17 protein-coding genes are annotated in these 21,578 nt (G+C 70.2%); 8 read left to right on the top strand and 9 right to left on the bottom strand.

Features of this window, described 5'->3' with window-relative positions:
- The first annotated feature begins 139 nt into the window (after positions 1–139).
- The gene (locus D7X99_RS21655) at positions 140–793 is read left to right on the top strand and encodes a gluconate 2-dehydrogenase subunit 3 family protein (RefSeq protein WP_121779431.1); all 654 of its coding nucleotides are present in this window, start codon (positions 140–142) and stop codon (positions 791–793) included.
- Positions 790–2,442 carry a GMC family oxidoreductase gene (locus D7X99_RS21650; protein ID WP_121779430.1) on the top strand — a complete coding sequence of 551 codons (1,653 nt, stop codon included), beginning with the start codon at positions 790–792 and terminating at the stop codon, positions 2,440–2,442. Before D7X99_RS21655 ends, D7X99_RS21650 begins: the two co-directional genes overlap by 4 nt.
- A gap of 20 nt (positions 2,443–2,462) precedes the next feature.
- Here D7X99_RS21650 and D7X99_RS21645 read toward each other — a convergent pair whose 3' ends face one another.
- Complete coding sequence (locus D7X99_RS21645; protein WP_233613591.1) at positions 2,463–2,903, bottom strand: hypothetical protein; 441 nt, start codon at positions 2,901–2,903, stop codon at positions 2,463–2,465.
- Positions 2,904–2,991: 88 nt separating this feature from the next.
- Here D7X99_RS21645 and D7X99_RS21640 point away from each other — a divergent pair, with 88 nt between their 5' ends.
- The gene (locus D7X99_RS21640) at positions 2,992–3,435 is read left to right on the top strand and encodes a hypothetical protein (protein WP_169821850.1); all 444 of its coding nucleotides are present in this window, start codon (positions 2,992–2,994) and stop codon (positions 3,433–3,435) included.
- Between the two features lie 50 nt (positions 3,436–3,485).
- Here D7X99_RS21640 and D7X99_RS21635 read toward each other — a convergent pair whose 3' ends face one another.
- The 5 genes from D7X99_RS21635 to D7X99_RS21615 form a co-directional block, all read right to left on the bottom strand.
- A complete protein-coding gene (locus D7X99_RS21635) occupies positions 3,486–5,783 on the bottom strand; it encodes a hypothetical protein (protein WP_121779429.1) in 2,298 nt (765 codons plus the stop codon).
- A 17-nt stretch (positions 5,784–5,800) separates the two neighbouring features.
- Positions 5,801–7,591 carry a vWA domain-containing protein gene (locus tag D7X99_RS21630; protein WP_121779428.1) on the bottom strand — a complete coding sequence of 597 codons (1,791 nt, stop codon included), beginning with the start codon at positions 7,589–7,591 and terminating at the stop codon, positions 5,801–5,803.
- On the bottom strand, positions 7,588–9,573 hold the full coding sequence (locus D7X99_RS21625) for a vWA domain-containing protein (RefSeq protein ID WP_121779427.1): 1,986 nt from the start codon (positions 9,571–9,573) through the stop codon (positions 7,588–7,590). Before D7X99_RS21625 ends, D7X99_RS21630 begins: the two co-directional genes overlap by 4 nt.
- Before the next feature lie 36 nt (positions 9,574–9,609).
- The gene (locus D7X99_RS21620; RefSeq protein WP_121779426.1) at positions 9,610–10,932 is read right to left on the bottom strand and encodes a thrombospondin type 3 repeat-containing protein; all 1,323 of its coding nucleotides are present in this window, start codon (positions 10,930–10,932) and stop codon (positions 9,610–9,612) included.
- 170 nt (positions 10,933–11,102) lie between these two features.
- Positions 11,103–12,740 (bottom strand): calcium-binding protein, encoded by a 1,638-nt coding sequence (locus D7X99_RS21615; RefSeq protein WP_121779425.1) that lies wholly within the window; start codon positions 12,738–12,740, stop codon positions 11,103–11,105.
- A gap of 252 nt (positions 12,741–12,992) precedes the next feature.
- Here D7X99_RS21615 and D7X99_RS21610 point away from each other — a divergent pair, with 252 nt between their 5' ends.
- From D7X99_RS21610 to D7X99_RS21600, 3 genes are all read left to right on the top strand, one after another.
- Complete coding sequence (locus tag D7X99_RS21610) at positions 12,993–13,295, top strand: hypothetical protein (protein ID WP_120600060.1); 303 nt, start codon at positions 12,993–12,995, stop codon at positions 13,293–13,295.
- A gap of 98 nt (positions 13,296–13,393) precedes the next feature.
- Positions 13,394–13,924, top strand: coding sequence for a hypothetical protein (locus D7X99_RS21605; protein WP_147476211.1), 531 nt, complete (start codon positions 13,394–13,396; stop codon positions 13,922–13,924).
- On the top strand, positions 13,921–14,880 hold the full coding sequence (locus D7X99_RS21600; protein ID WP_121779423.1) for a hypothetical protein: 960 nt from the start codon (positions 13,921–13,923) through the stop codon (positions 14,878–14,880). Before D7X99_RS21605 ends, D7X99_RS21600 begins: the two co-directional genes overlap by 4 nt.
- Here the strand turns inward: D7X99_RS21600 and D7X99_RS21595 are convergent.
- The 3 genes from D7X99_RS21595 to D7X99_RS21585 form a co-directional block, all read right to left on the bottom strand.
- Positions 14,877–15,416: a hypothetical protein gene (locus D7X99_RS21595; protein ID WP_147476210.1), complete on the bottom strand. Its 540-nt coding sequence runs from the start codon at positions 15,414–15,416 to the stop codon at positions 14,877–14,879. The two genes, D7X99_RS21600 and D7X99_RS21595, sit on opposite strands and share 4 nt — an antisense overlap.
- Before the next feature lie 8 nt (positions 15,417–15,424).
- Positions 15,425–15,661 carry a hypothetical protein gene (locus D7X99_RS21590; RefSeq protein ID WP_120600056.1) on the bottom strand — a complete coding sequence of 79 codons (237 nt, stop codon included), beginning with the start codon at positions 15,659–15,661 and terminating at the stop codon, positions 15,425–15,427.
- A 232-nt stretch (positions 15,662–15,893) separates the two neighbouring features.
- Entirely contained in the window at positions 15,894–18,245 is a 2,352-nt protein-coding gene (locus D7X99_RS21585) for an MtsA protein (RefSeq protein WP_121779421.1), read from the bottom strand.
- A 230-nt stretch (positions 18,246–18,475) separates the two neighbouring features.
- Here D7X99_RS21585 and D7X99_RS21580 point away from each other — a divergent pair, with 230 nt between their 5' ends.
- The gene (locus tag D7X99_RS21580; protein WP_233613590.1) at positions 18,476–18,886 is read left to right on the top strand and encodes a hypothetical protein; all 411 of its coding nucleotides are present in this window, start codon (positions 18,476–18,478) and stop codon (positions 18,884–18,886) included.
- Positions 18,887–18,925: 39 nt separating this feature from the next.
- A complete protein-coding gene (locus D7X99_RS21575; protein WP_121779420.1) occupies positions 18,926–21,544 on the top strand; it encodes an AgmX/PglI C-terminal domain-containing protein in 2,619 nt (872 codons plus the stop codon).
- Positions 21,545–21,578 lie beyond the last annotated feature (34 nt).

The following is a 21,578-nucleotide window of genomic DNA, read 5'->3' as shown; positions in this document are numbered from 1 at the left end:
CCATCCTATGTCAGCCGCGCGCGTTGTCCGTCACGCCTCGCGGTGCGGTCCCACGTCACGCACGCGGTGGGCGGCCAACCGACCCCGGCCCCTTCTCAGGTGCCGTGAAACACACGCACCTGGGTTAGGCTCGCAGGCCATGGCTCGCGCGCGTTCGCTCCCCCCGAAGCTGTCCCGGCGCACCTTCATCCAGCGGCTCACCTTCTTCGGCGGCGGCGTGGTGCTGCTGGGCGGCGTTGCGTGTAAACGTTCGAAGGAGGCGGAAGAGAAGAAGCCCGCGGAGCCCACCGGCACCACCTCCGCCGGCCAGGCCCTGCGCACCTTCTCCGCCTTCGAGTACGCCGTCGTCGCCGCGGCCGTGGAGCGGCTCCTGCCCCGCGACGAGGACCCCGGCGCCCAGGACGCGGACGTGGCGCTCTACATCGACCGCATCCTGGAGACTCAAGGCCTGGAGTCCATGCACCGCGACTTCCTCCAGGGCCTGGCCGCGCTGGAGCGCCGCGCGCAGCGCATGTTCCAGAAGGGCTTCGCGCAGGCCACGCCCGCCCAGCAGGACGAGCTGCTCGCCATCTTCAAGGACAGCCCGGCCGGCAGCGGCGAGGCCCACTTCTTCGAGCTGTTGATGACGCTCAGCCTGGAGGGCTTCCTGGGCGACCCGTCCTACGGTGGAAACAAGGGCCGCGTGGGCTGGCGGCTGATGGGCTTCGACACCGTGGGCACGCTCGCCATGGCGCCCCCGGAGGGCTACGACGGCCCCAAGTGCCTGCGCGAGTGCGGAGGACACCACCCGTGAGCCTTCCTTCCGTGGACGTGTGCATCGTGGGCAGCGGCGCGGGCGGAGCGCCGCTCGCGCTGGAGCTGGGGCGCGCGGGCTTCAAGGTCGTGGTGCTGGAGAAGGGCCGCCACTACCAGCCCAAGGACTTCGTCCACGACGAGATCCTCAACAGCCGCCGCAACTTCTTCATGCCGCTGCCCTGGGAGGAGCCGCACCTGGTGCGACAGGGCGCCAAGGGCCGCTACGAGCGCAGCAACGCCGCGTGGACCGCCAACTGCGTGGGCGGCGGCACCGTGCACATGAGCGGCTTCTTCTACCGCCTCAAGCCGGTGGACTTCCGCCTGCGCTCCACGCTGGGCGCAGTGCCCGGCACCACCGTGGCGGACTGGCCCATCTCCTACGAGGAGCTGGCTCCCTTCTACGACAAGGCGGAGGCGGAGCTGGGCGTGTCCGGCCAGGCCATCCCCCACCCCTTCGCGGAGCCCCGCAGCGGCCCCTACCCGCTGCCGCCCCTGGACGTGCACCCGGTGGCGTCCGAAATCGACAAGGTGTGCGCGGCCATGGGCTGGCACGCCCTGCCCACCGCGCGCGGCATCATCAGCAAGGCCTACAAGGGCCGTTCGCCGTGCGCGTACTGCGCGCTGTGCGGCAGCTACGGCTGTGAGATGGGCGCCAAGAGCAGCACGCTCGCGAGCCTCATCCCCAACGCCATCGCCACCGGCAACGTGGAGGTGCGCCCGGGCTGCATGGCGCGCTCCATCGAAGTGGACAAGCAGGGCCGCGCGAAGAGCGTGGTGTACCTGGACAAGGACGGCGTCGCGCAGGAGCAGCCCGCGAAGGTCATCATCGCCTCCGCCACCGCCGTGGAGAGCGCGCGCCTGCTGCTCAACTCCACCTCCAGCCGCTTCCCCAACGGGCTCGCCAACGGCAGCGGGCTCGTGGGGAAGAACCTCCTCTTCAGCTCCTTCGGCGGCTCGCGGGCGCACTTCCGCGTGGCGAAGCAGAAGGCCGCGCGGCCGTGGCTCACGGACCCGGCGCCCTTCGTCAACCGCAGCCTCCAGGACTTCTACGTGATGCCGGACGCGCGCCACGGCTTCCGCAAGGGCGGCACGCTGGGCTTCATGTGGGCGCACCCCAACCCCATCTACGCGGCGGTGGGCCTGGCGGGCAACGGCAAGTCCGGCGTGTTCGGCAAGGAGCTGAAGGACCGCATGCGCGCGTACCGCGACTCGCGCATCCTCGAGTTCGAGGTCTACGCGGAGTTCCTCCCCACGCCCGGCACCTCCGTCACGGTGGAGCCCGAGGTGAAGGACAAGTACGGCATCCCCGTGGCCGCCATCACCCTGGACCGGCACCCGGCGGACTTCGCCGCCACGCGCTTCCTCGTGGAGCGTGGCGAGGAAGTGCTGATGCGCCTGGACCCGGACAGCGTGGAGCGCGTGGGCACGCAGGGCGAAACCACCATCCTCCAGCACGGCACCTGCCGCTTCGGCGACGACGCGGCGGCCTCCGTGCTGGACAAGCACTGCCGCGCGCACGAAGTGCCGAACCTCTATGTCGTGGACGGCAGCTTCATGCCCACCGGCGGCAGCGTGCCCTCCACACTCACCATCGCCGCCAACAGCTTCCGCGTGGCGGACCACCTGGTGCGCACACTCAAGGGGTGAGGCGAGACGCCGCTTTTTCGCTACTGGAGGCGCAGCGGCGTCACGTCCACCTTCACCACGTAGCGCGCCTGCATGTCGGAGTCGAACTCCACCAGGTGGTCACCCACGCCGGTGACGTCCGCCTGCTGGGTGAAGACGGCGAACTTCTCCATCTGATCCAACGCCGCGCGGCCCGTGGACGCCTTGCGCTGCCGTGCGCGACAGCCCTCCTCGTGCACGGTGATGGCCGTCTCCTCGCCCGCCGCCGTCACCTCCTCCAGGTAGAAACTCACCTTGATGGTGGAAGCCTCCGGCACGCGCACCAGCACCTGCCCGCGGCCGGGGAAGCGGCCTTCGGAGTAGCTCTCCGGCCCGAGGATGCAGCCCGCGTACTCACTGCACACGGGCCAGGACGCCTTGCAGACATCCAGCACGCGCGCGCCGATGAAGTCATCCCGCGAGCCGCCGCATGCGATGAGCATCAATCCCATCACAGCGCCCGCCAGTCGCGAGACATTCCGTGTTACAACACCAGACATTCTTCTGAACCTCAGCGAGGAGTGGATGTCCATGCGCATGCGCAACCTGTGGCTGCCTCTCACCATCATCGCCCTGGCGGGCTGCGGAGACGAGTCCGAGGACCTGCCGAACACGCCGCAGCTGCTCATCGACCGTACGGAGCTGAGCTTCGACACGGAGTTCTCCGCTGGGACCTACGTGGGGGCGACGACCTTCAACACGCTCTACATCGAGAACCGCGGCCTCCAGACGCTGGAGCTCACCGAGGCCTCCATCTCCGGCCCCAGCGTCTTCACCATGAAGAAGCCGGAGGACTGGCCGGAGAACGGGCCCCTGAAGCTGGAGACCTACAAGCGCACCTTCATCGAGGTCGCCTTCAAGCCCAACGCCGCGCAGGAGTTCACCGGCAAGCTCACCCTCAAGTCCAACGCCGCCAACGGCGAAACGCGTGAGCTGACGCTCAAGGGCAAGGGCGTCGCGGCGCCGAAGCCGTAGTCCCGGCGGAGGCGGCGGAGGCGTGAAGCCCCGCCGCCCGCCCGGCGCGGCTACCGGGTGAACTGGCAACCGCCCACCCACGTGCCACCGTCCTGCGTGGGCGCCGGGCACGACGTGGACGGGCCGCCATCCGCCGCCGTGTAGCTGCGCGGGTAGTCGCCGTAGCCGGTCCGCAGCGTGTAGCCCACGGGGGTGTAGTCCGTGCGCTCGGTGGCGCTCACCGCCACCTTGAGCGTGCCGCCCTGGATGAAGCGCCGCTCCAGGCAGGAGCACGTGTAGGGCGCCACCGTGACGCGCGTCGTGGTGGCCGTCTTCTCCAGCTGGTACAGCGCCTGGTAGCTGCTGAGCGGCGCGCTCGCGGAGGTGTGCCACGCGCGCATCGCCGTGGGGTTGTAGGCCAGCGTCAGCGCGCCGCCCGTGCTGGTGGTCGACACCGGCGTGCACGTGCCGGCGCCGCCGTCCGTGGCGGTGCCGTCGCAGAAGGTGAGGTCCAACGCCAGGCCGTGCGGCGTGCCGCCATCCGGCAGGTTGTCCACGTCCCACTGCACCAGCCACGCCGCGTCCTCGGGCGCGCTCAGCGCGGGGAGCTGGTACTCGAAGGTGTCCGTGTCGGAGGGCACCGCGTCGTAGTCCGTGGGGCCGCGCACGCCCAGGCCCGTGGCGCGGTCGTTGTTGCGCAGCCGGCCGTGGCCGTGCGTCAGCTGGCCCTTCGCCTCGAAGGTGGCGTTGCCCACCGGCAGGTTGCCCGTGCCCACGCCGCCGAGCGTCTTGGCGCGCGGCTGCTCCACGCCCCCGCTGTAGGCGTTCTCCTCTTCCGCGTCCTCCGCCGCCCAGGACACCTCCAGCCGGTAGTCGCGGTCATCCGCCCAGTTGTTGCCGTCGTCCTGCACCACGAAGTGGTACGTCACCTCCGTGCCGTGCGCGGGCACCGGCAGCGCGCCCTGGAAGTTGCTCAGGCTGGGGAAGCGCGCCGGGTCGGACTCCTCGCGCACGGACTGGATGCACAGCACGGCCTCCGCGTTGTTGCAGTAGGTCTGCACCAGCCCCGGCGCGTCGGGGTGCTCGCGCGCGTCGCGCGGGCACACGGCCGGGTTGTTGGTGCAGGTGGCGCGCTGCTCCGCGGTGACGGACGTGCTGACGGTGCTGAACACCAGCACCTGCCGGTCCGCCAGCTGGCCCAGCGGCAGGGGCAGCGGATCGAAGCGCGTGGCGGTGGGCCGCTCCGTCAGCCGGTAGCGCAGCACGCTGGGCTTCGTCAGGCTCGACAGCTTCACCGCGAACCAGTCGCGGTCGCCCACATAGCCCAGCCGGCCCTCGAAGGTCGTGGCCGCGCCCGGCGCCCCCAGGTTGTTCGAGTACGCGCGGGCGTAGGCGTCGTTGTCACCGGACTGGTCGCGCGGGTCTTCCTCATCCACCACGCGCACCTCGACTTCATACGGCTGGCGCAGGTCGCCCGCGGGCTCGGGATCGTTGGTGCCCCGGTAGCCCTTCACCACCAGCACCCAGGTGCCCGCCAGCTTCACCTTGCGCGCGGTGGCCATCACGCCCGGGTGCACCTTGGGCAGCACGTTGCCCTCCGACTCCTTGTCGGTGCTGTTGGGGCGCAGGAGATCATAGGACAGGCGGTAGTTGGGCGCGAAGCCCTGGTCCGGCGCGGTGATGCGCACGTAGGCGATCTTCCCCGCCGTCAGCGGGAAGCTGAAGCGGTCCACGTCGTTGTCCGTGGCCAGGTAGCCCCGCGCGGTGCCCACCTGCACGGCGCCCTGCGCCGCCAGCGCGATGGGCGTGGGCGTGACGTCGTTGGGCTCGTTCGTGTCCGGGTTCTCCAGCAGCTCCACGGTGAGCCGGTAGGCGTTGCGCGCGTCGTAGTTGGGGCGCGCGGGGTTCGTGGGCGCATCCCGCACCACGATGATGAGCTGCGTGCCAGGCGTGCCGTACGGCAGCACGATGTCCACCGGCTTCGGCGCGCCCGCACCGTGCTGGTCGGACTTCGTCACCAGTGAGGTGTCCTTGTCCTTCTCCCGCACGGAGATGGACAGGTTCACCGGCGTGCTGGACGCCAGGTACGTGCCGGTGACGTGCACCAGCGTGCGCGCGTTGGCGGTGGCGGGGATGCGGACGCTGTACCAGTCCTCGTCACCGGCCTTCACGTCGCCCGTGAGCGCCAGGTAGCGCTCCATGGGCACGCCGGGCTTCAGCTCGCAGTCCGCGTTCGTCAGCGCCTCCTCGCGGTTGTTGCAGAGGTCCTCCACCACGCCCGTGCCGGCGTCCGGCGTGTCGTCTCCGTCAGAGGAACAGGCGGCCAGCAGGAGGAGCGCGAGCGGGAGCAGTCGGGTGCGAAGGCGCATGGGAGGCTCGGAAGAAGTCAGGGGACGGGCGAGAGGGTCGGGGCGACGCCGGGGCAGCCGTCCACGAAGTCCTCGGGGTTCACGCGGATGACGCCATCCGGAGGCGACTTGATGCCGCCCACCGGGTAGCGCACGGAGTCCACGCGGAAGGTGCGCACCAGCGTGCGCGCGGTGGGGTCGTCCGCGGGCAGCATGGCCACGGAGAGGTAGATGTCGTTGTAGCCCGCGCCGCGCTGCACGGTGCCTGCGTCCACGCCGCCGTCCACGCCGCCGTCGGCGATCATCGCGACGGTGGGCGCCAGCAGCACGTTGTCCACGCGGAAGCGGTAGCACTGGCGGCCCTGGTCATCCACCGGGCCGTCCGCCTCCATGCTGTAGCGGTACGCGTCCGAGGCCAGGTTCGCGGTGTCCACCTGCAAGGGGCGCATGTGCATGCGCAGCTCGCTGCGGTTGGTGAGGCCGTCCGTGTCCGGGTCCTCGTCCAGGTCCTTGCTGGAGCCCTGCGTGCCGCCGCGCCACTCCATGCCGTCCGGCACGCCGTCGCCGTCGCTGTCCTGGAGGGCGGCGTTGGTGCCGATGAACTGCTCGTCGCAGTCCAGGAGGCCGTCGCAGTCGGTGTCCACGCCGCGCAGCGCGGGCGGGCAGCCCTTGTCCAGGCCGCCCCCGTCCGGCTGCGCCACCTGGGTGGGGTTGAAGTCCACGCCACGGTCGCGGAAGTACACCTCCACGCCGTCGCTGAAGCCGTCGCCGTCGGTGTCGCGCAGGTTGGGGTTGGTGCCCAGCTCGTACTCGCGCGCGTCCGTGAGGCCGTCTCCATCCGTGTCCGCCTCGTCCAGCGGGCTGCCTGGGGGCGCGGAGAAGTTGGAGGCCACGAAGTCCTTCACGATGAAGGCGCGGCGCACCTGGCCGAACTGGAAGTTGAGGAAGTTGATGGGCTCGTTGTTGCGGAAGTCGCGGAAGTTGCCGCCGCCCAGCGTGGCCATCTTGTCCAGGCGGTCCGCGTTCTGGTTGATGATGAGCAGCGGGCAGCCGCCGTCGCCGAAGCCGCCGTCCTCCGCCACCAGGTCGCACACGGACGGCACCGGCTGCGTGGGGTTGAAGACGTGCACGGTGTTGAAGCGCACGTCCTCCACCAGGTCGCGCAGCTGGCGGATGCGCACCACCGCGTCGCCGCGGATGAGCTCGTCGTCCTGGTTGTTGGTGGGCTTGCCGTCCGACAGGAAGATGACCGAGTAGCGCGCCTGCGCCAGCGCGTCGCTCCCGCTGGGCTGCTGCCGCGCCCGCGCGATGTCCGTGTTGATGAGCGAGTAGATGTCCGACAGCGGCTTGACGAAGTCCGTCGAGTCCCGGTTCGGCGACGTGTCCGTGTTGCGGAAGGTGAGCAGCTTCTCCGTGAGGATGGCCTTCGCGGTGGCGTCCAGCCGCGACACCTGCACGAAGCCGTCCTCCGCCGGCGGCCCGGGGTCCTGCGTGAGGAACGCCGTGGTGCTGCCCGCGAAGAGCATCACCGCGATGGAGACCTCTTCGTCCTGCGGGAGGTTCTCGATGAGGTCCACCAGCGCCGTGGCGCGCACACCGTCCGGGTCGCTCACGCGCATGGACTGGCTGGCGTCCATGGCGACGATGATCTTGATGGGCCGGATGACCTCATTGGCGCCCAGCGTGCAGAAGCGCCCGTCCAGCGCCACGGCCCGGTCCGCGGGCACGTCCGTGTCGCGGCGCGGGTCATAGAGGTACGAGTCCGTACAGGCCACCACCACGGCGAACCCCACCAGGGTGAGCGCCAACCAACGTCCCGCGCGGCTCACGGCGACGCCCCTCCCTGCGACGGCGACACGCCGACGCAACTGCCCTGGGTCCTCCAGGGATCCACCAATTGATCCGGACGGCGGAAGTCACCGTCCTCCATGGCCAGGTCCGGCGCCAGCGGCACGCGCACGCTGGGCGGCGCGTACTGGGCCCACGCGCACGCGGTGCGCCAGACGCCGTAGTCCGTGGCCACGCCGCTCTCCGGCGCCTCCGCGAACCACACCTTGAACAGGTTGTAGCCCTGCTTCACGCCGGAGCGGTCCGGCGGCGTCACCAGCTGGAGGTTGGACACGGTGAAGTCGTAGCAGACGCCGTCCGTGTCGGTGCCGCCCGGGACCTTCTTCACCTCGTACTGGATGCCGTACTTGTCGTGGAAGGGCCGGTCGCGCCGGGTGGGGTCGCTGCCGGCCTTCAACTCCACGTCGTCTGGGATGCCGTCGCCGTCCGTGTCCAGGCCGGACACGCTCGACTGGAGCGGGTTGAGGCCGTACTTCGCCTCCAGCCCGTCCGGCATGCCGTCGCCGTCGCTGTCCACGATGCCCTGGCGCGTCTTGAGGTAGTCCTCGGCGAACTGCGACAGCCCGTCACCGTCCGTGTCCCGGCAGGTGCAGCCGGGCGTCAGCGGGGACTGCGGGTTGCAACCGCGCGCGTCCAGGTCGTTGCCCGGCTTGAAGCCCTGGTCCTGACGCCGGTACTCGAAGCCGTCGCTCAGGCAGTCCCCGTCGCTGTCCATGGTGAAGGGGTTCGTCTTGAGCGTGAAGCTGTTGTCCAGGGAGTCCGGGACGCCGTCGCCGTCGCTGTCCAGCACGCGGCCGTCATCCCCCGGCGCGGAGCTCAGGGGCTCCACCAGCAGCGTCTTCATCACGTTGGGCGACGCGAAGGAGGAGTAGTCCAGCGCGCCCAGGCCCAGCTCGGAGATTTCGGCCGTGTCGCTGAACTCCTGGTACACGCCGTTGCCCATCTCCGCGAAGCGCTTGAGCAGGAAGGAGGCGATCTTCTTCGCCGCGGCCGGGTACTGCGCCTCCGGGACGCCCGGGTAGGTGCCGTAGATGTCCTGGCAGATGGGGCCGCAGGCGCGCACGGCCTCCTCGTTGAAGAGCAGCACCGTGTGCATGCGCACGTCGCCCACGTTGTACTGCGTCTTCAGCTCCATCAGCCGGCGCACGTAGCTGAAGAGCTGGTAGTTCTGGTTGCGGTCCGTGCCCACCTCGAAGCCGGTGATGGCGTCCGTGGTGCTGGTGGCGTTGCAGAAGCTGGTGATGGAGTCGCGCCAGGTGAGGTCCGGCGTGTCCGGCCCCGCGTAGACGGACAGGTTGTCGTTGGCGGAGCAGCGCGGGTACGGCGTGCCATCCGTGAGGAACACGACGACGTAGCGCGTGCGAGGCAGCAGCTCCGGCGTGGACTGGGACACCGCCTCGATGTCGCTGGCGATGAGGCTGTACGCGTAGCTGAGCGCGCCCTGGTAGTCCGTGCCCTTGCCCAGCTGCGACTGCAGACCTTCGATGTAGCTGTTGATGTTGCCCGGCGGCGCGAAGCGGTCTCCCGTGGAGGCCGGCGGCCAGGTGTTCTTCACGTTCGTTTCGAACGGGGCAATGGCGATGCTGATGTTGCCCTGGCGCGCGTCGTTGATGCGCCGGAAGCCATTCACCACGTTCTTCAGGGCGCGCACGCGCGCGGGCTCCGTGACGCCCGGCGGGATGATGGCCTGCACCTCCGCGCGCTCGCAGAAGCCGCTGCCCTCCTGCGAGCCCGGAGGATCCGACACGCACATGCTGCCGGACTCGTCCACGACGAGCACCACCTTCACCGGGAAGCCGGTGGGGTTCGCCGGGCGCGTGCACACCCGGCCGGTGAGCGTCAGCCGGTCATCCAGCTGGGACTGCTCCTGGGCGCGCGGCTCCAGGAGCGTGTCTGAACAGGACAGCACACCCAGGACCAGGAGGCCGGTCGCAAGAAACGGAACGACGAGCAGACGGCGCATGCGATGCGGACCTCCTGGCACGGGGAACATCCTTACTTACGCCTTCTTGCGGCGGCGCAGGAGCAGGCCGAGCACGCCAGCACCCAGGGCCGCGGCGCTGCCGCCCGCGGGCAGCGAGGTGCAACCACCGCCGTCGGCGTCCTGCTTGCCCACCGTCACGAAGAGGCTGGACACGGAGGCGCGCTCATTGGGGAACACGCGGTCCGCGAAGGCCAGGCGCGTGGACACCTGCAGTTCGTACTCGCCTTCCTTGTCCGGGTTGAAGTTGGGCACGCTGCCGTCCACGTACTGGTACTCCCAGTGGCGGCTGTAGGTGACGGCGCCCTTGGGGTTCTCCACCACCGCGGTGGAGCCGGAGGGACGCTTCACCACCGTCCACGTGTACTCGATGGCCGCGCCGTTGCGGTTGGCGAAGAGGGGCGGACGCACCGCCATGCCCGTCTTCTCCACGCTGATGGTGCGGCCGGTGCCCACGCTGAAGGGCGCCTTCGGGTCGAGGCAGTCGTTCGGGTGGTCGCGATTGAGCACCACGCAGTAGCGCGTGTCGCACGCGTCGCCAATGCCGTCGCCGTCGTCATCCGCCTGGTCGCGGTTGGCCACCAACTGGCAGTTGTCCGCGGCGTTGAGGACGGAGTCGTTGTCGATGTCCGGGTCGCACTTGTCGCCGATGCCGTCCGCGTCCGTGTCCTTCTGGTCCGGGTTGGACAGGCCGGGGCAGTTGTCCAGGTTGTCGGAGACGTTGTCGCCGTCCGCGTCCACGCGGCACAGGCTCACGTCCGCAGGCAGCACCTGATCCGGGTTGGCGATGAGCGGGCAGTTGTCCACGCCGTCCTTGTACCCGTCGTTATCGTCGTCGTCGTCGCAGACGTCGCCAATGCCGTCCCCGTCGTTGTCCGCCTGGTTGGCGTTGGGGATGGAGGGGCAGTTGTCCTCGCCGTCCAGCTTGCCGTCGTTGTCGTCATCCGGGTCGCACGCGTCGCCGATGCCGTCACCGTCGGTGTCCAGCTGCGTGGCGTTGGAGACGGCCGGGCAGTTGTCGCAGGCGTCGCCCGAGAGGTCGCCGTCGCCGTCCGCCTGGTCGCGGTTGGACGTGAACGGGCAGTTGTCCTTGTCGTCCGCCTTGCCGTCGCCGTCCGCGTCGTCCGTGTACGACAGCGTCTTGCCGTCGTCCGTGTACGCCACCCAGACGGAACAGCCGCAGCCGCAACCGCAGCCGCCGCCCTCCTCCTTGGGCCTGCCGCACTCATCTCCGAGGCACTCCGGGTTGTCCGGGTTCTGCTCCTGGGCCTGCACGGTGCGGGGACTCAGCACCAGGAACGCTCCAAGCGCCAACAGGGGGGCAATGCGACTGATAGTCATGGTGACTCCTTTCACAACCCCTGCCCTAGCAAGAGGCGATCCCGCGTCTGTAGGAGTTTCAGGGTCAGGAACTTCAAGGGGTTGCGCGTTCGGAAGAGCCTGCTACAGGAAGGGTGTGGGGGGGACACCCCATTGAGACTGTGGGGGATACCCCACGCTAGCGGGCCGTCTCAGGTGCCCACGATGAAGTCGTCGGAGAGCATGGGGACCATGCCCGCGGGGGTGCGGCCCGTGTCGGGGTCGTATTGGATTTCCTGGATGAAGAGCGAACCCACACCGGCGCCGCGCGGATCATTGTCCCGGCCCACCTGGAGGTAGAGGTAGACCTCGTTGGTGCCGGCGCGGATGACCTCGCCGGGAATCAGCGGGTGGGGGCGCTCCAGGGTGGGGACCAGGGAGACGTTCTCCACGCGGGTGCGGTAGCAGGCGCGGTCGCTGGTGGCGGTGGGGGGCAGCGGGACGATGGAGTAGCCGTAGCCGCGCTCCCGGTGGAAGTCGAGGTCGGCGCTGAGCGGGTCGCTGTGGGCTTCGACCTCCGCCACGTTGGAGACGCCGTCGCGGTCGGTGTCGAGCAGGTCCTCGGCGATGAGCGGGTTGGTCTGCGACAGGGCCTCCACCAGGTCTGGCAGGCCGTCGCCGTCCGTATCGCCCACGCAGGGGTCGGTGCCGAGCACGCGCTCCTCGCAGTCGTTGAGCCGGTCGCCGTCCGTGTCCTGCACCACGCTGCAGCCGTTGATGATGTCCACGGCGAGCGGGTCCAGGCCCATGCGCAGCTCCACGCCGTCCATGAGCCCGTCCTGGTCGGTGTCGGGGGAGGTGGGGTCCAGGCCCAGGGCGCGCTCGTCGTCGTCCGACACGCCGTCGCCGTCGCTGTCGGTGAGCATCTGGCCGTTGCGCACCTGCACGTTGCGGTTGAAGGCGAGGAAGCGCTTGAGCTTGAGCGCGTTGTCGAGCGCGCCGTAGTCCAGCCGCGCGAGCGCGTTGGGCAGGCCCACGAAGTCCGTCTCCACGGGCGCGCTGCCTCCCGCGTTGGCGATGGCGGCCACCTGGAGGCGGGTGACGGGGTCCGGCGTCTGGCCGCGGACGTAGACGGGCTGGACGCTGACGTCGCCCGCGCCCAGCTGCTCCACCAGGCCCTTGAGCTCGCCCACCACGGCGGTCAGCTCGCACTGGCTGCATGAAGCGTTGCACTGGGCCTGGGACTCAGGGGTCGCGTTGCAGCCGGCGGCCTGGGCCAGCGCGGTGCAGCGGCTGTCGATGCCGATGTTGTAGGCCGGGTTGTCACAGCTCACGTCGGAGCTGCGGATGACGGGCGCGACCACGTAGCGCGAGCGCGCGACCTCGCCCCTGCAGGAGGCCTGCATGTCGCCGGACATCAGGCTCTTGGCCAGCCGCAGCGCGGAGCGGATGCTGATGGGGCCCTGCTGCTGATAGCTGGCGTAGCGCGGCAGGACGGCCTGGAACGAAGCGGCGTCCGTGAAGCTGCCTTGCAGGCCGGTGGCCACCGAGTGGAAGGCCACGAGCCCGAAGCGCACCTGCGGGCCGGTGAAGCGCGAGGTGAGCGTGGTGAGCCCGTCCACCGCGGAGCCCACCACCTCCGGCTCCACGCCAGTGCCGCCCTGGAGCGCGAACACGACCTTCACGGGGAACGCGTCGCCGGTGGCCTCGGGGACGCAGAGGTCTCCCTCGAAGTTGGCGCGGTCACGAGTACCGCCCGCGCGGTCATCAATCGAATAGAGCCCCGCGTCGGTGCACGACAGCCACAACGTTGGAAGCAGGAGCCAGGCGACCCGGGGGGAGGAACGCATTCGTTGGATTGTAGACCTCAGCCCCCCCTTCCAACGCAAGCGACCCGAGGGCCGGCTCCACGTGAAGGCCCCGACACCGCTCCCGCCTTTTCGCGCCGGCAGAGAAAAGCTCGCCGCCAACCAGACTGGAATGTCCACATCCCGCCTGGAATCAGCTCCCGACAATTTCCTGGTCTTCCCGGGATGGTTCCGATTTCGGGGAGGGGAAAGACATTGCCCGTGCTGTCCAACCAATCCCCAAGGAGCAAGACCATGAAGAAGACGCACGTGAAGCTGGGCGGGACCGTGGCGATGTTCGTGCTGGCGCTGGGTGCGACGGGCGCGATGGCTCACAACCGTGAGGTGAAGAGCCACGATCCGCGCATGGCGGTGTCGATGGAGGAGGTCGTGCTGGTGTCGAAGACGGGCCCCCTGGCGGGTGGCTCCGGCAGCGGCAACGGCAACTGCGGCATCCTCAGCAACATCCTGGGTGGCGGCAACATCCTGGGCAACACCACGGGCAACCTGCTGGGCATCTTCATCGGCGGCGGCAGCATCTCGGGCAACTGCAACTGAGCCACCGGACGTCACGACCCCCTGAAGTGATGTAGCGGTTCATTCAAGACGGACCCGACGCCGGAGGTGCCCCCTCCGGCGCTCGGTCTGGAGCCCCCATGCGACACACGTTGACTCCCCGGCACGGGTTGTTGACCGGCCTCGCCGTGCTGCACCTGCTGATGGTGGCCCGTGGCGCGCTGCACGTGCCCTTGCTCCCGCTGACGGACACCGCGAGGACCTGGACCCAGGCCTATGGACATTGGACGGGGTCGAGCAGTGGCTTCAGCTTCTTCGCCCCCGGCATCAGCCCGGCGGTGCGTGTCTCCTTCGACCTGGAAGGTGCGTCCGGCGAACCGATGCATGACGACTTCCGGTCCGACAACGGCGCCGTGAATGTGCGCATCCAGTCCATGAACCTGCGCTTCAGCCTGGAGGAGAGCCGGGACGCGCTGGCCCGCGCGTGGGCGGCGGCGATGTTCGGCCGGCACCCGGACGCGAGAACCGTCACGGTGCGCGTGGAGTCGCTGCGACTGCCCAGCATGGAGGGGCACCAGCAAGGGGCTCAGCCGCTCTGGACGGAGGCCTACCGGGCGGAGTTCCAGCGCCGCGTGCCCGCGGCCGTGTCCACGGGGGAGGTGACGCCATGAGCGCCCAGACCTGGAGGTCCGCCGTGGGAGCCAGGCTGGCGGCGTTCGTCGGCGAGCCCTCCTCTCCGCAGCCGTTGGGCGTGCTGCGCATCAGCGTGGCGGCGCTGCTGCTCATCCAGGCGTGGAGCCTGTCGGAGAGCCTTCCGGAGCTGTTGGGCGACCGGGGCTGGGTGCCCTGGAGCGTCTCCGAGGCGATGGCATCCCCTTCCGTGCCCCGGGTGGGCGCGGTGGTGGCCGCGCTGGCGCCGCTGGGCTTCTCGCAGGCGGCCAGCATCCAGGGCCTGACGTTCGTCTACGTGGTGGCGCTGCTGGGGCTGCTGCTGGGCCTGCACACGCGGCTGTCGTCGGTGGTGGCGTGGCTCCTCCACACGGTGCTGCTCAACAGCATCAGCTTCTTCTCCTACGGCGTGGAGACCTTCGCGCACATCAGCCTGTTCTATTGCGCGGTGATGCCGGTGGGCACGGCGTACTCCCTGGACGTGCGGGCGGGCAGGCTCTCCGGCGCGCCGTCCGCGCTGGCGACGCTGGCGCTGCGCGTGTTGCAGGTGCACCTGTGTCTCATCTACCTGACCACGGGCCTGGAGAAGATGCTGGGGCCCGTGTGGCGGGACGGGACGGCGCTCTGGGAGGTGCTGATGCAGCCCCAGTACGGCCAGTTCGACTTCGCGTGGCTCGCGACGGTGCCGTGGATGGTGAAGCTGGCCACGTGGGGCACGCTGGTGGTGGAGGTGGGCTACGCGTTCTGCGTCTGGCCCCGGCGCACGCGAGGGCTCTGGGTGGCGCTGACGATGAGCCTGCACCTGGGCATCGCGGTGATGATGGGGCTGTGGATGTTCAGTGGGATGATGGCCGTGCTCACGTTCGCGGCGTTCGGGTGGCCCCTGGTCGCCGAAACGATGCGCACGCGGGTCCGCGCCGCGGTGCTGTTCCCCTTCCACTCCGGGACCGCGCGTTAGGGCGCGGGCTTCAAGGGTGGAGGCTCCCGTTCGGGAGTTGGGGCGCGCGTCACGCGCAACCTGGGCTTCGCGATCTTGGCTGCATCCAGTGCGTGGATGGACAGCTCCACATCGACACATTCAGGTCCGGGTTGCCCGGTCGCGGACTGGGGGAAGAGGGGGACGGACACATCCCGCCCGTACCACTGGCCTGGCCCGAGGAGGAGGATGTCCTCTTCCCGGCGCGGTGACGTCCGGACGTCGACGACGAGGAACGGCAGGGGCTGCCCGTTGGCACAGTCCAGGACCCGCTCCACCGTCAGCGTGTGGCTCTCGATGAGACGTCGGTCCAGGCACAGGCTTCCACTCGAGGTCCCCAGCAACAGGCGCCCTGACAGGGTCTGTCCGTCGAAGCCCGCGTGCTGGAACTCCACCCGCGCGGCTGCCGCTTCATGCGTGGGGCAGGTGGCGGCCTGAGCGTCGGCACCAGGCCTCGCACTGGAGAAGAGGCCCCCCTGACAGCCACTCAGTCCCATGAGGCTGAGGGTCAGGAGCATCGAGCGTGTCATTCGCACCGGAGATCTCCATCGTCGCCAGGAACCCCAAAGCCCTGCCGATGCTTCCAGCCACAGGAATGGGCCAGTTCATGCACCATCGCCTGGGCACGGCACTCGCGCGACGAGGGCTCCTCGCACCAGTTCACCTCGTGGACCGGATTCTGGCAGCCCGCATCCGGCGGCCTCCACACGTACCCCAGCGCGGTGACGCCGGTGCCCTTCCGGAGCGCGCACTCCTTCTTCACGTCCGCTCCGCAGTTTATCTTCGCACCACCGCACTGGAGGCTGACGCACTCCCGAAGGCATTCGTCCGTAATGCTCTTTGCGGCGACACGGCACTCCTCGATGGTCGGAAGCTCGCGACATGCGGAGTGCATCGGTGTGCCAGGAGCTTGAGCCGCGGCACACGCCCAGTGCAGGGCGGCGGCGCTGATGAAGACTGCCAGAGATAGCAATCGCGGCATACGTCGACTTTACTCACAGCGTGAGCAGATACGCGAGCAGGTCATCTCGCTCCTCGGCGGTGAGTTCCTGCGCGGCGCCGTGGGTCAGGCCTGGGGTCTCCAGCAGCGTGCGCAGCGGGAAGCGCGAGCCCACCACGAGCCGGTCCTCCTGCACCGTGTAGCCCGCCGTGGCGCTCGTCAGGAGGGGCCACACGTCCCAGGTGCCCACCAGCGAGGGCGGCGCTGCTCCTGTCACCAGTTGCTGCTGCTCCAGCCGCAGCGGCAGCGCGATGGGCGTGCCGACGTCCTGATACTGGCCCCGCGTCGATGGGTCCTGGTCCAGCGTGAAGAGGGGCGCGGGGTGGCAGGCCATGCACCGGGCCTTCCCTTCAAAGAGCGCCAGACCCTTCACCGGATGGCCGGCCCTGCCGTCCGGCAGCGTGACGGTCTCCAGCGGCGCGCCGTCCTCTCCCCGGTACGGGTTGGGCGCGGTGGGCAGCAGCGAGGTGTAGAGCGCCAGCGCCTCCACCTCCGATGGCAGCGGATCCGGGTTGTGGTAGCGGTTGCGCCCGCCCACCGTCTCCACCGTCTCCGCGATGCTGCGCGTGCTCGCGGGCGTGAAGTAGGGCGGCGTGTCCCGGCTGCCCAGGGCCGTCGTGGACCGGTAGATGCGCATGGGGCGCGTCTTCTCGAAGAAGACGCCTCCGGTGTGCCCTTCGATGTGGCACGCGTCGCAGCTCATGCCCGTGCGACCCACGTCGGAGAAATAGAGCACCTGGCCCAGCCGGCGCTGCTCGCGCGAACGCACGTCCACCACCGGCCACTGCCGCGTCACACGCGCCTTGCCAGCGCGCGCCTCGCTCGCGTCCACCACCGCCACCGTGCCCGTGAAGCGGTTGAGCACGTAGAGCGTGCGTCCGTCCGGGGACAGCGCCAGCGAGCGCGGCCCGGAGTGCAGCTCCAGTCCCGCCCTGCCCTTCGTCCCCAGGTCCTGCTCCGGGCGGATCCACGGCGTGCCCTCCGGCGCGAGCACCGGCAGCGTCTGGAGCACCGCCTCGCGCGCCGCCGCGTCGCTCTTCACCAATGCCTTCGCGTCCAGCACCCGCACCTGGCCCAGGCCCACGTCCGCCGCGTAGAGCAGCCCGGCGCGGTCATCCAGCGCCAGCCCCTCCGTCACGCCCGCGCCGAAGCCCCGGTGCCGCACCACCTCCTGCCGGTCCAGGTCCAGCACCGCGACGCCGCTGTTCGCGCTCACCTCCATGCGCTGGGCGTTGGGGCCCACGTTCGGCCCCAGGCTCGACATGAAGAGGCGCTTCAAGCGGTCGCTCGCGACCAGGGCTCGCGGCGCCTTGCCGCCCATCACCTGCGCGGAGAAGGCCTCCGTGCTACCTCCGACGATGGGGACGCCGGGCTTCGGCACCACCGGCGCCAGCTCCCGGCCGTCGTCCTGGCGCAGCAGCACCACCTGCCCCGTCTGGAGGCTGCCCACCGCGAGCAGTCCGTTCCACCGCGCCATCGCGCGCGGGTTCGGATCCACGGCCGCGCTCCACTTCTCGCGGCCATCCTCCAGCGCGAGCGCGTGCACCGTGTCGCGCAGGTGCTCGGCGACGAAGGCCACGCCCTTCGCTCCGTCCACCTCCAGGCCCCATGCACCCGAGGGAGCGGGGACGACCCGGGCCTTCCGCTCCGGCGCGTCCAGCGCGTACAGCCAGAGCTCCGCGCCGTACTGGTGGGCCACTCCCAACCAGGGATGGCCGCTGGCGTCCTTCCAGGTCGCGAGCGCCGACGGCCCGTCTCCCACCGCCATCGCCTCCACGCGGCCGGACTCCACGTCCAGCGCGAACACCGTGTCCGTGGGCGGCGACGCGACGAAGAGCGTGCGCCCGTCCGGGGACAGCGCCATCGCCATCAGGTCAGGGAAGGCCGCGTCGTTGACCAGGGTGAGCCGGGCGGTGCCCGTGGGCCGGGGACCGGTCGCGGCGAGCGACAGCTGCACGTCCGTCTGGAAGGTGCCCTCGGGGAGCTTGAGGTCGGGGGGGAGCCTCGCGTAGCCATGGCGCGCGTCCACCACCGTGAGCGGCACCTCCCGCGACAGGGGCGCGCCGAGCACCAGCCGCAGGCCCGGCACCAGGTTCTCACCATAGAGGGCGAGCGGCTGCGAGGTCTGGTTGCTGGTCAGCTTCGGGCCCACCGCCTGGAGGATGGGGCGCGGCTCAGCGGGAGCGGCGGACGGCGCGGGCGTGGGCTCGGGCCCGCGCGGGGGCATCCACACGAAGACCCCAAGGCCCAGGAGCACCAGGGCTCCGAGCACGGCCGCGATCCATCCCCGATTGCGAGTGACACCTATCACGCGTGGGCATGCCTCCCGCGCGCGAGCATCCTCCATCCGCCCACCGTGTCACGATGACTTCGTGCCACGTCTGCTCGCATGCTGGGGAGGCGCCGCTCGGAGGGAACCCCACGGGACGTTTCCAGCGTACCGGCACGAAGCAGGACAAGTCGTGGAGCGTCCGCCCCAGGTGAGGTGGACTGCCCCCCACACCTGATCGCCACAAGCCATGCCATGGGGCTGGAGTGTGCGTTGACAGGTCGGGGCTCGCATCGCTTAACCTGTTGATGATGCGACGTTTCCTCCTCTTCTGTGCCGTCGCCAGCGTGCTCGGCTTCGGTCCCCTCTCCCCCTCGAACGATGCCTGGGCCCAGGGGCGTGCACGCGCTCCCAAGGCGAAGGCCGTGAAGCCGGCCAAGGCCAAGAAGGGCTCGAGCAAGGCGCCCCCGCGCATCGAGACGAAGTCGAGCACGGCCGTCACGGACCCTGTGACGGGGGATGCCTCGGCCGCCGCGTCGTCCGCGCCGCCGCAGCGCGGCCCGTCGCGCATCGACTTCGACGACCGCCTCATCCAGGGCCAGACGAACAAGTCCGGCGCCGTGTACCTCTATGACCGCAAGGAACTGAAGACGCGGTCGATGCTCCGCGAGCGCGACAGCTTCCGCTCGGAGACGCTCGCCACCGTCTACGATCAGTAGGGCCGTACCGCCCATCACCCTTCGAAGGGAGCGTCACCGTTGAGCGGCCAGCCCAGCGTCCTGCAAGTCGTCATCCTCCGCGACGGCCTCCTGGTGGGGACGGAGGTCTTCGTCCCCGGCACCTACGCGCTCGGCTCCGATGCGTCGTCGGATCTGCGGCTGGACGACGCGTCCGTGTCGCCGCGCCATGCGTTGCTGTACTTCCAGAACGGCCGCACCGCGATCCAGGACGCGGGCGGTGGAACCAGCGGAGTCTTCGTCAACGGGCACCAGGTCACCGCCTGTGAGATCCGCTCCGTGGACGAGGTGCTGTGCGGTCCGTTCGTCCTGAAGACGCGGATCCTCAACCAGCGGCCCGTCGAGACCAAGCCGCAGCCGCCTCCCGAGGTCGCCGCGCTCCTCGGAGGTGCGGGGGCTCCGCACTCCGCGATCCCGAACGGAGGGAACGGGGCGACGCACGCGTTCGGGCCCACGAATGGCTTCGCGCCCCAGCACGGCGCGCAGGCCGTGCACGCACAGCAGACCGTCGTCGCGCAGCAGCAGCAAGCCGCGCTGGCACAACAGCAGGCTCAGCAGGCCGCCTACGCGCAGCAACAGGCTCAGCAGGCCGCCTACGCTCAGCAACAGGCTCAGCAGGCCGCCTACGCGCAGCAGCAGGCTCAGCAGGCCGCATACGCCCAGCAGCAGGCTCAGCAGGCCGCGCTGGCACAACAGCAGGCCGCGCAGGCCCAGCAGGCGGCACATGCGCAGCAGCAGGCCGCATACGCGCAGCAGCAGGCTCAGCAGGCCGCCTACGCTCAGCAGCAGGCCGCGCTGGCACAACAGCAGGCTCAGCGCGCCGCGCAGGCCCAGCAGGCGGCACATGCGCAGCAGCAGGCCGCATACGCGCAGCAGGCACAACATGCGGCGCACGCGCAGCATCCGGGTGCGCAGGCCCAGCAGCAGGCGCAACAGGCTCAACAGGCGGCCTTCGCTCAGCAGCACGCGCACGCGGGGCATCCCCAGGCCACGCACGCTCACGCGGGCCACGCACCGCAGGCCGCGCACGCTCATGCGGGCCACGCACCGCAGGCAGCGCACCCGAATGGTGTCCACGCCGCGCAGCCCGCGGCCTCGAAGCCGGCCCCCGCTCCCGCCGTTCCCCCGGGCACCGTCCCCTCCGCGCGGCGCCGTCCTCCGTCGGAGGTCATGCCCAGCCTCCTCGTCGCGGACGATCTGCTCGCGGACCTGGACGCGGACGTCGCCGCGCCCACCTCCGGCCCCCTCGTCCTCGACAAGACCCCGGCCAGCCGCCCCACGCACGCGCCGAAGATCGGCCCGGGCAAGGGCGCGGCCCAGCTCTACCTGGAGCTGTACTGGGGCGCCGTGCGCCGCGACGCGCGCCGCTTCGCCCCGGACGCGAAGAAGCCCGTGAAGGCCGCCCAGGAGGAACTGGCCCCCATGCCGCTGTGGGGCTTCACCCTCCCGGAGGGTGCCGACTTCACCCTCGCCGAGTCCGTCAACGGCAACTACCGCCTCTTCGTGCCCCCCGGCACCGACGTGGAGAAGGCGCACAGCGACGGCCGCTTCGCCCCCGTCACCACCGCCGCGCTCGAGTCCGACGGCAGCCGCCGCTTCGTCACCCTGCGCGACGGCGCCGCCGCCCGCCTCACCCAGGGCAAGATGTCGCTCGTCGCCTACGCGGCCCCCGCCCCCGAGCGCGTCTTCGTCAACCCGCTCAAGGGCCTGCCCTGGCTGACCCTCTTCTTCCTCGCCATCTTCGGCGGCGGCCTGGGCTGGTTCATCGCCACCCGGCCTCAAGGCCCCGCGACCGCGGACTTCACCCAGAAGAACCTGCCGCCCGTCGCGCTGCGCCTCATCGCCCCCGAGCCCAAGAAGAAGGAAGAGGCCAAGAAGAAGCTCGAGGCCCTCAAGAAGAAGGAGCCCGTGAAGGAGAAGCCCGTCGTCGCGGAGAAGGCTCCTCCCAAGCCCGTCAAGGAAGTGCAGGTCCCCAAGGCCGTGGCCGCCGCTCCGGAGAGCAAGGCGCTCAAGGCGCTCGCGAAGCTGTCCGCCGCGGGCCCCGCCGCCAACGACCTGCTGGCCGCCGTGGACAAGCTGGGCAGCGGCCCGGGCAGCAAGAACGCCAAGCAGACCAACTACAAACTCGCGGGCCTCATCGGCAAGGCGCCCATCGCCAACGCGGGCCTGGGCACCTTCGGCCTGGGCGGCGGCGGCAAGGGCGGCGGCGCCACCCTGGGCGCGGAGCTGCTGCGCGGCAAGGGCGGCGGCGGCATTGGCGCCCTGGGCGCTGGCGGCGTGGGCAAGGGCGCGGTGGGCGGCACCGTCACGCGCGCCACCGCGCGCAGCATCTCCTCCACGCAGGGCACCGTGGACCGCGAAGCCGTGGCCAAGGTCATCAACAGCCACCTCAATGAGGTGCACGGCTGCTACGAGCGCGCGCTGCTCAAGGACCCCGGCCTCGCTGGCAAGGTGGTGCTGGAGTGGGCCATCGGGCTCAACGGCCGCGTCGCCTCCGCCAAGACGAAGTCCTCCACCCTCCGCAACGCCTCCGTCGAGGCGTGCATCCTCAGCAGCCTGAAGGGCTGGCAGTTCCCAGCTCCCAAGGGCGGCCAAGTCATCATCACGTACCCGTTCCTCTTCAACTCGGTCGGCTACTGACGCGGGGGCCATCCCCCCACCCCACGTCGTCCCC

Origin of the sequence: Corallococcus sp. AB032C, assembly GCF_003668935.1 — a bacterium.
In the GTDB taxonomy this organism is placed as follows: domain Bacteria; phylum Myxococcota; class Myxococcia; order Myxococcales; family Myxococcaceae; genus Corallococcus; species Corallococcus exiguus.
Note: the sequence above shows the minus strand (reverse complement) of the source record. Positions and strands in the feature narration are given on the sequence as shown.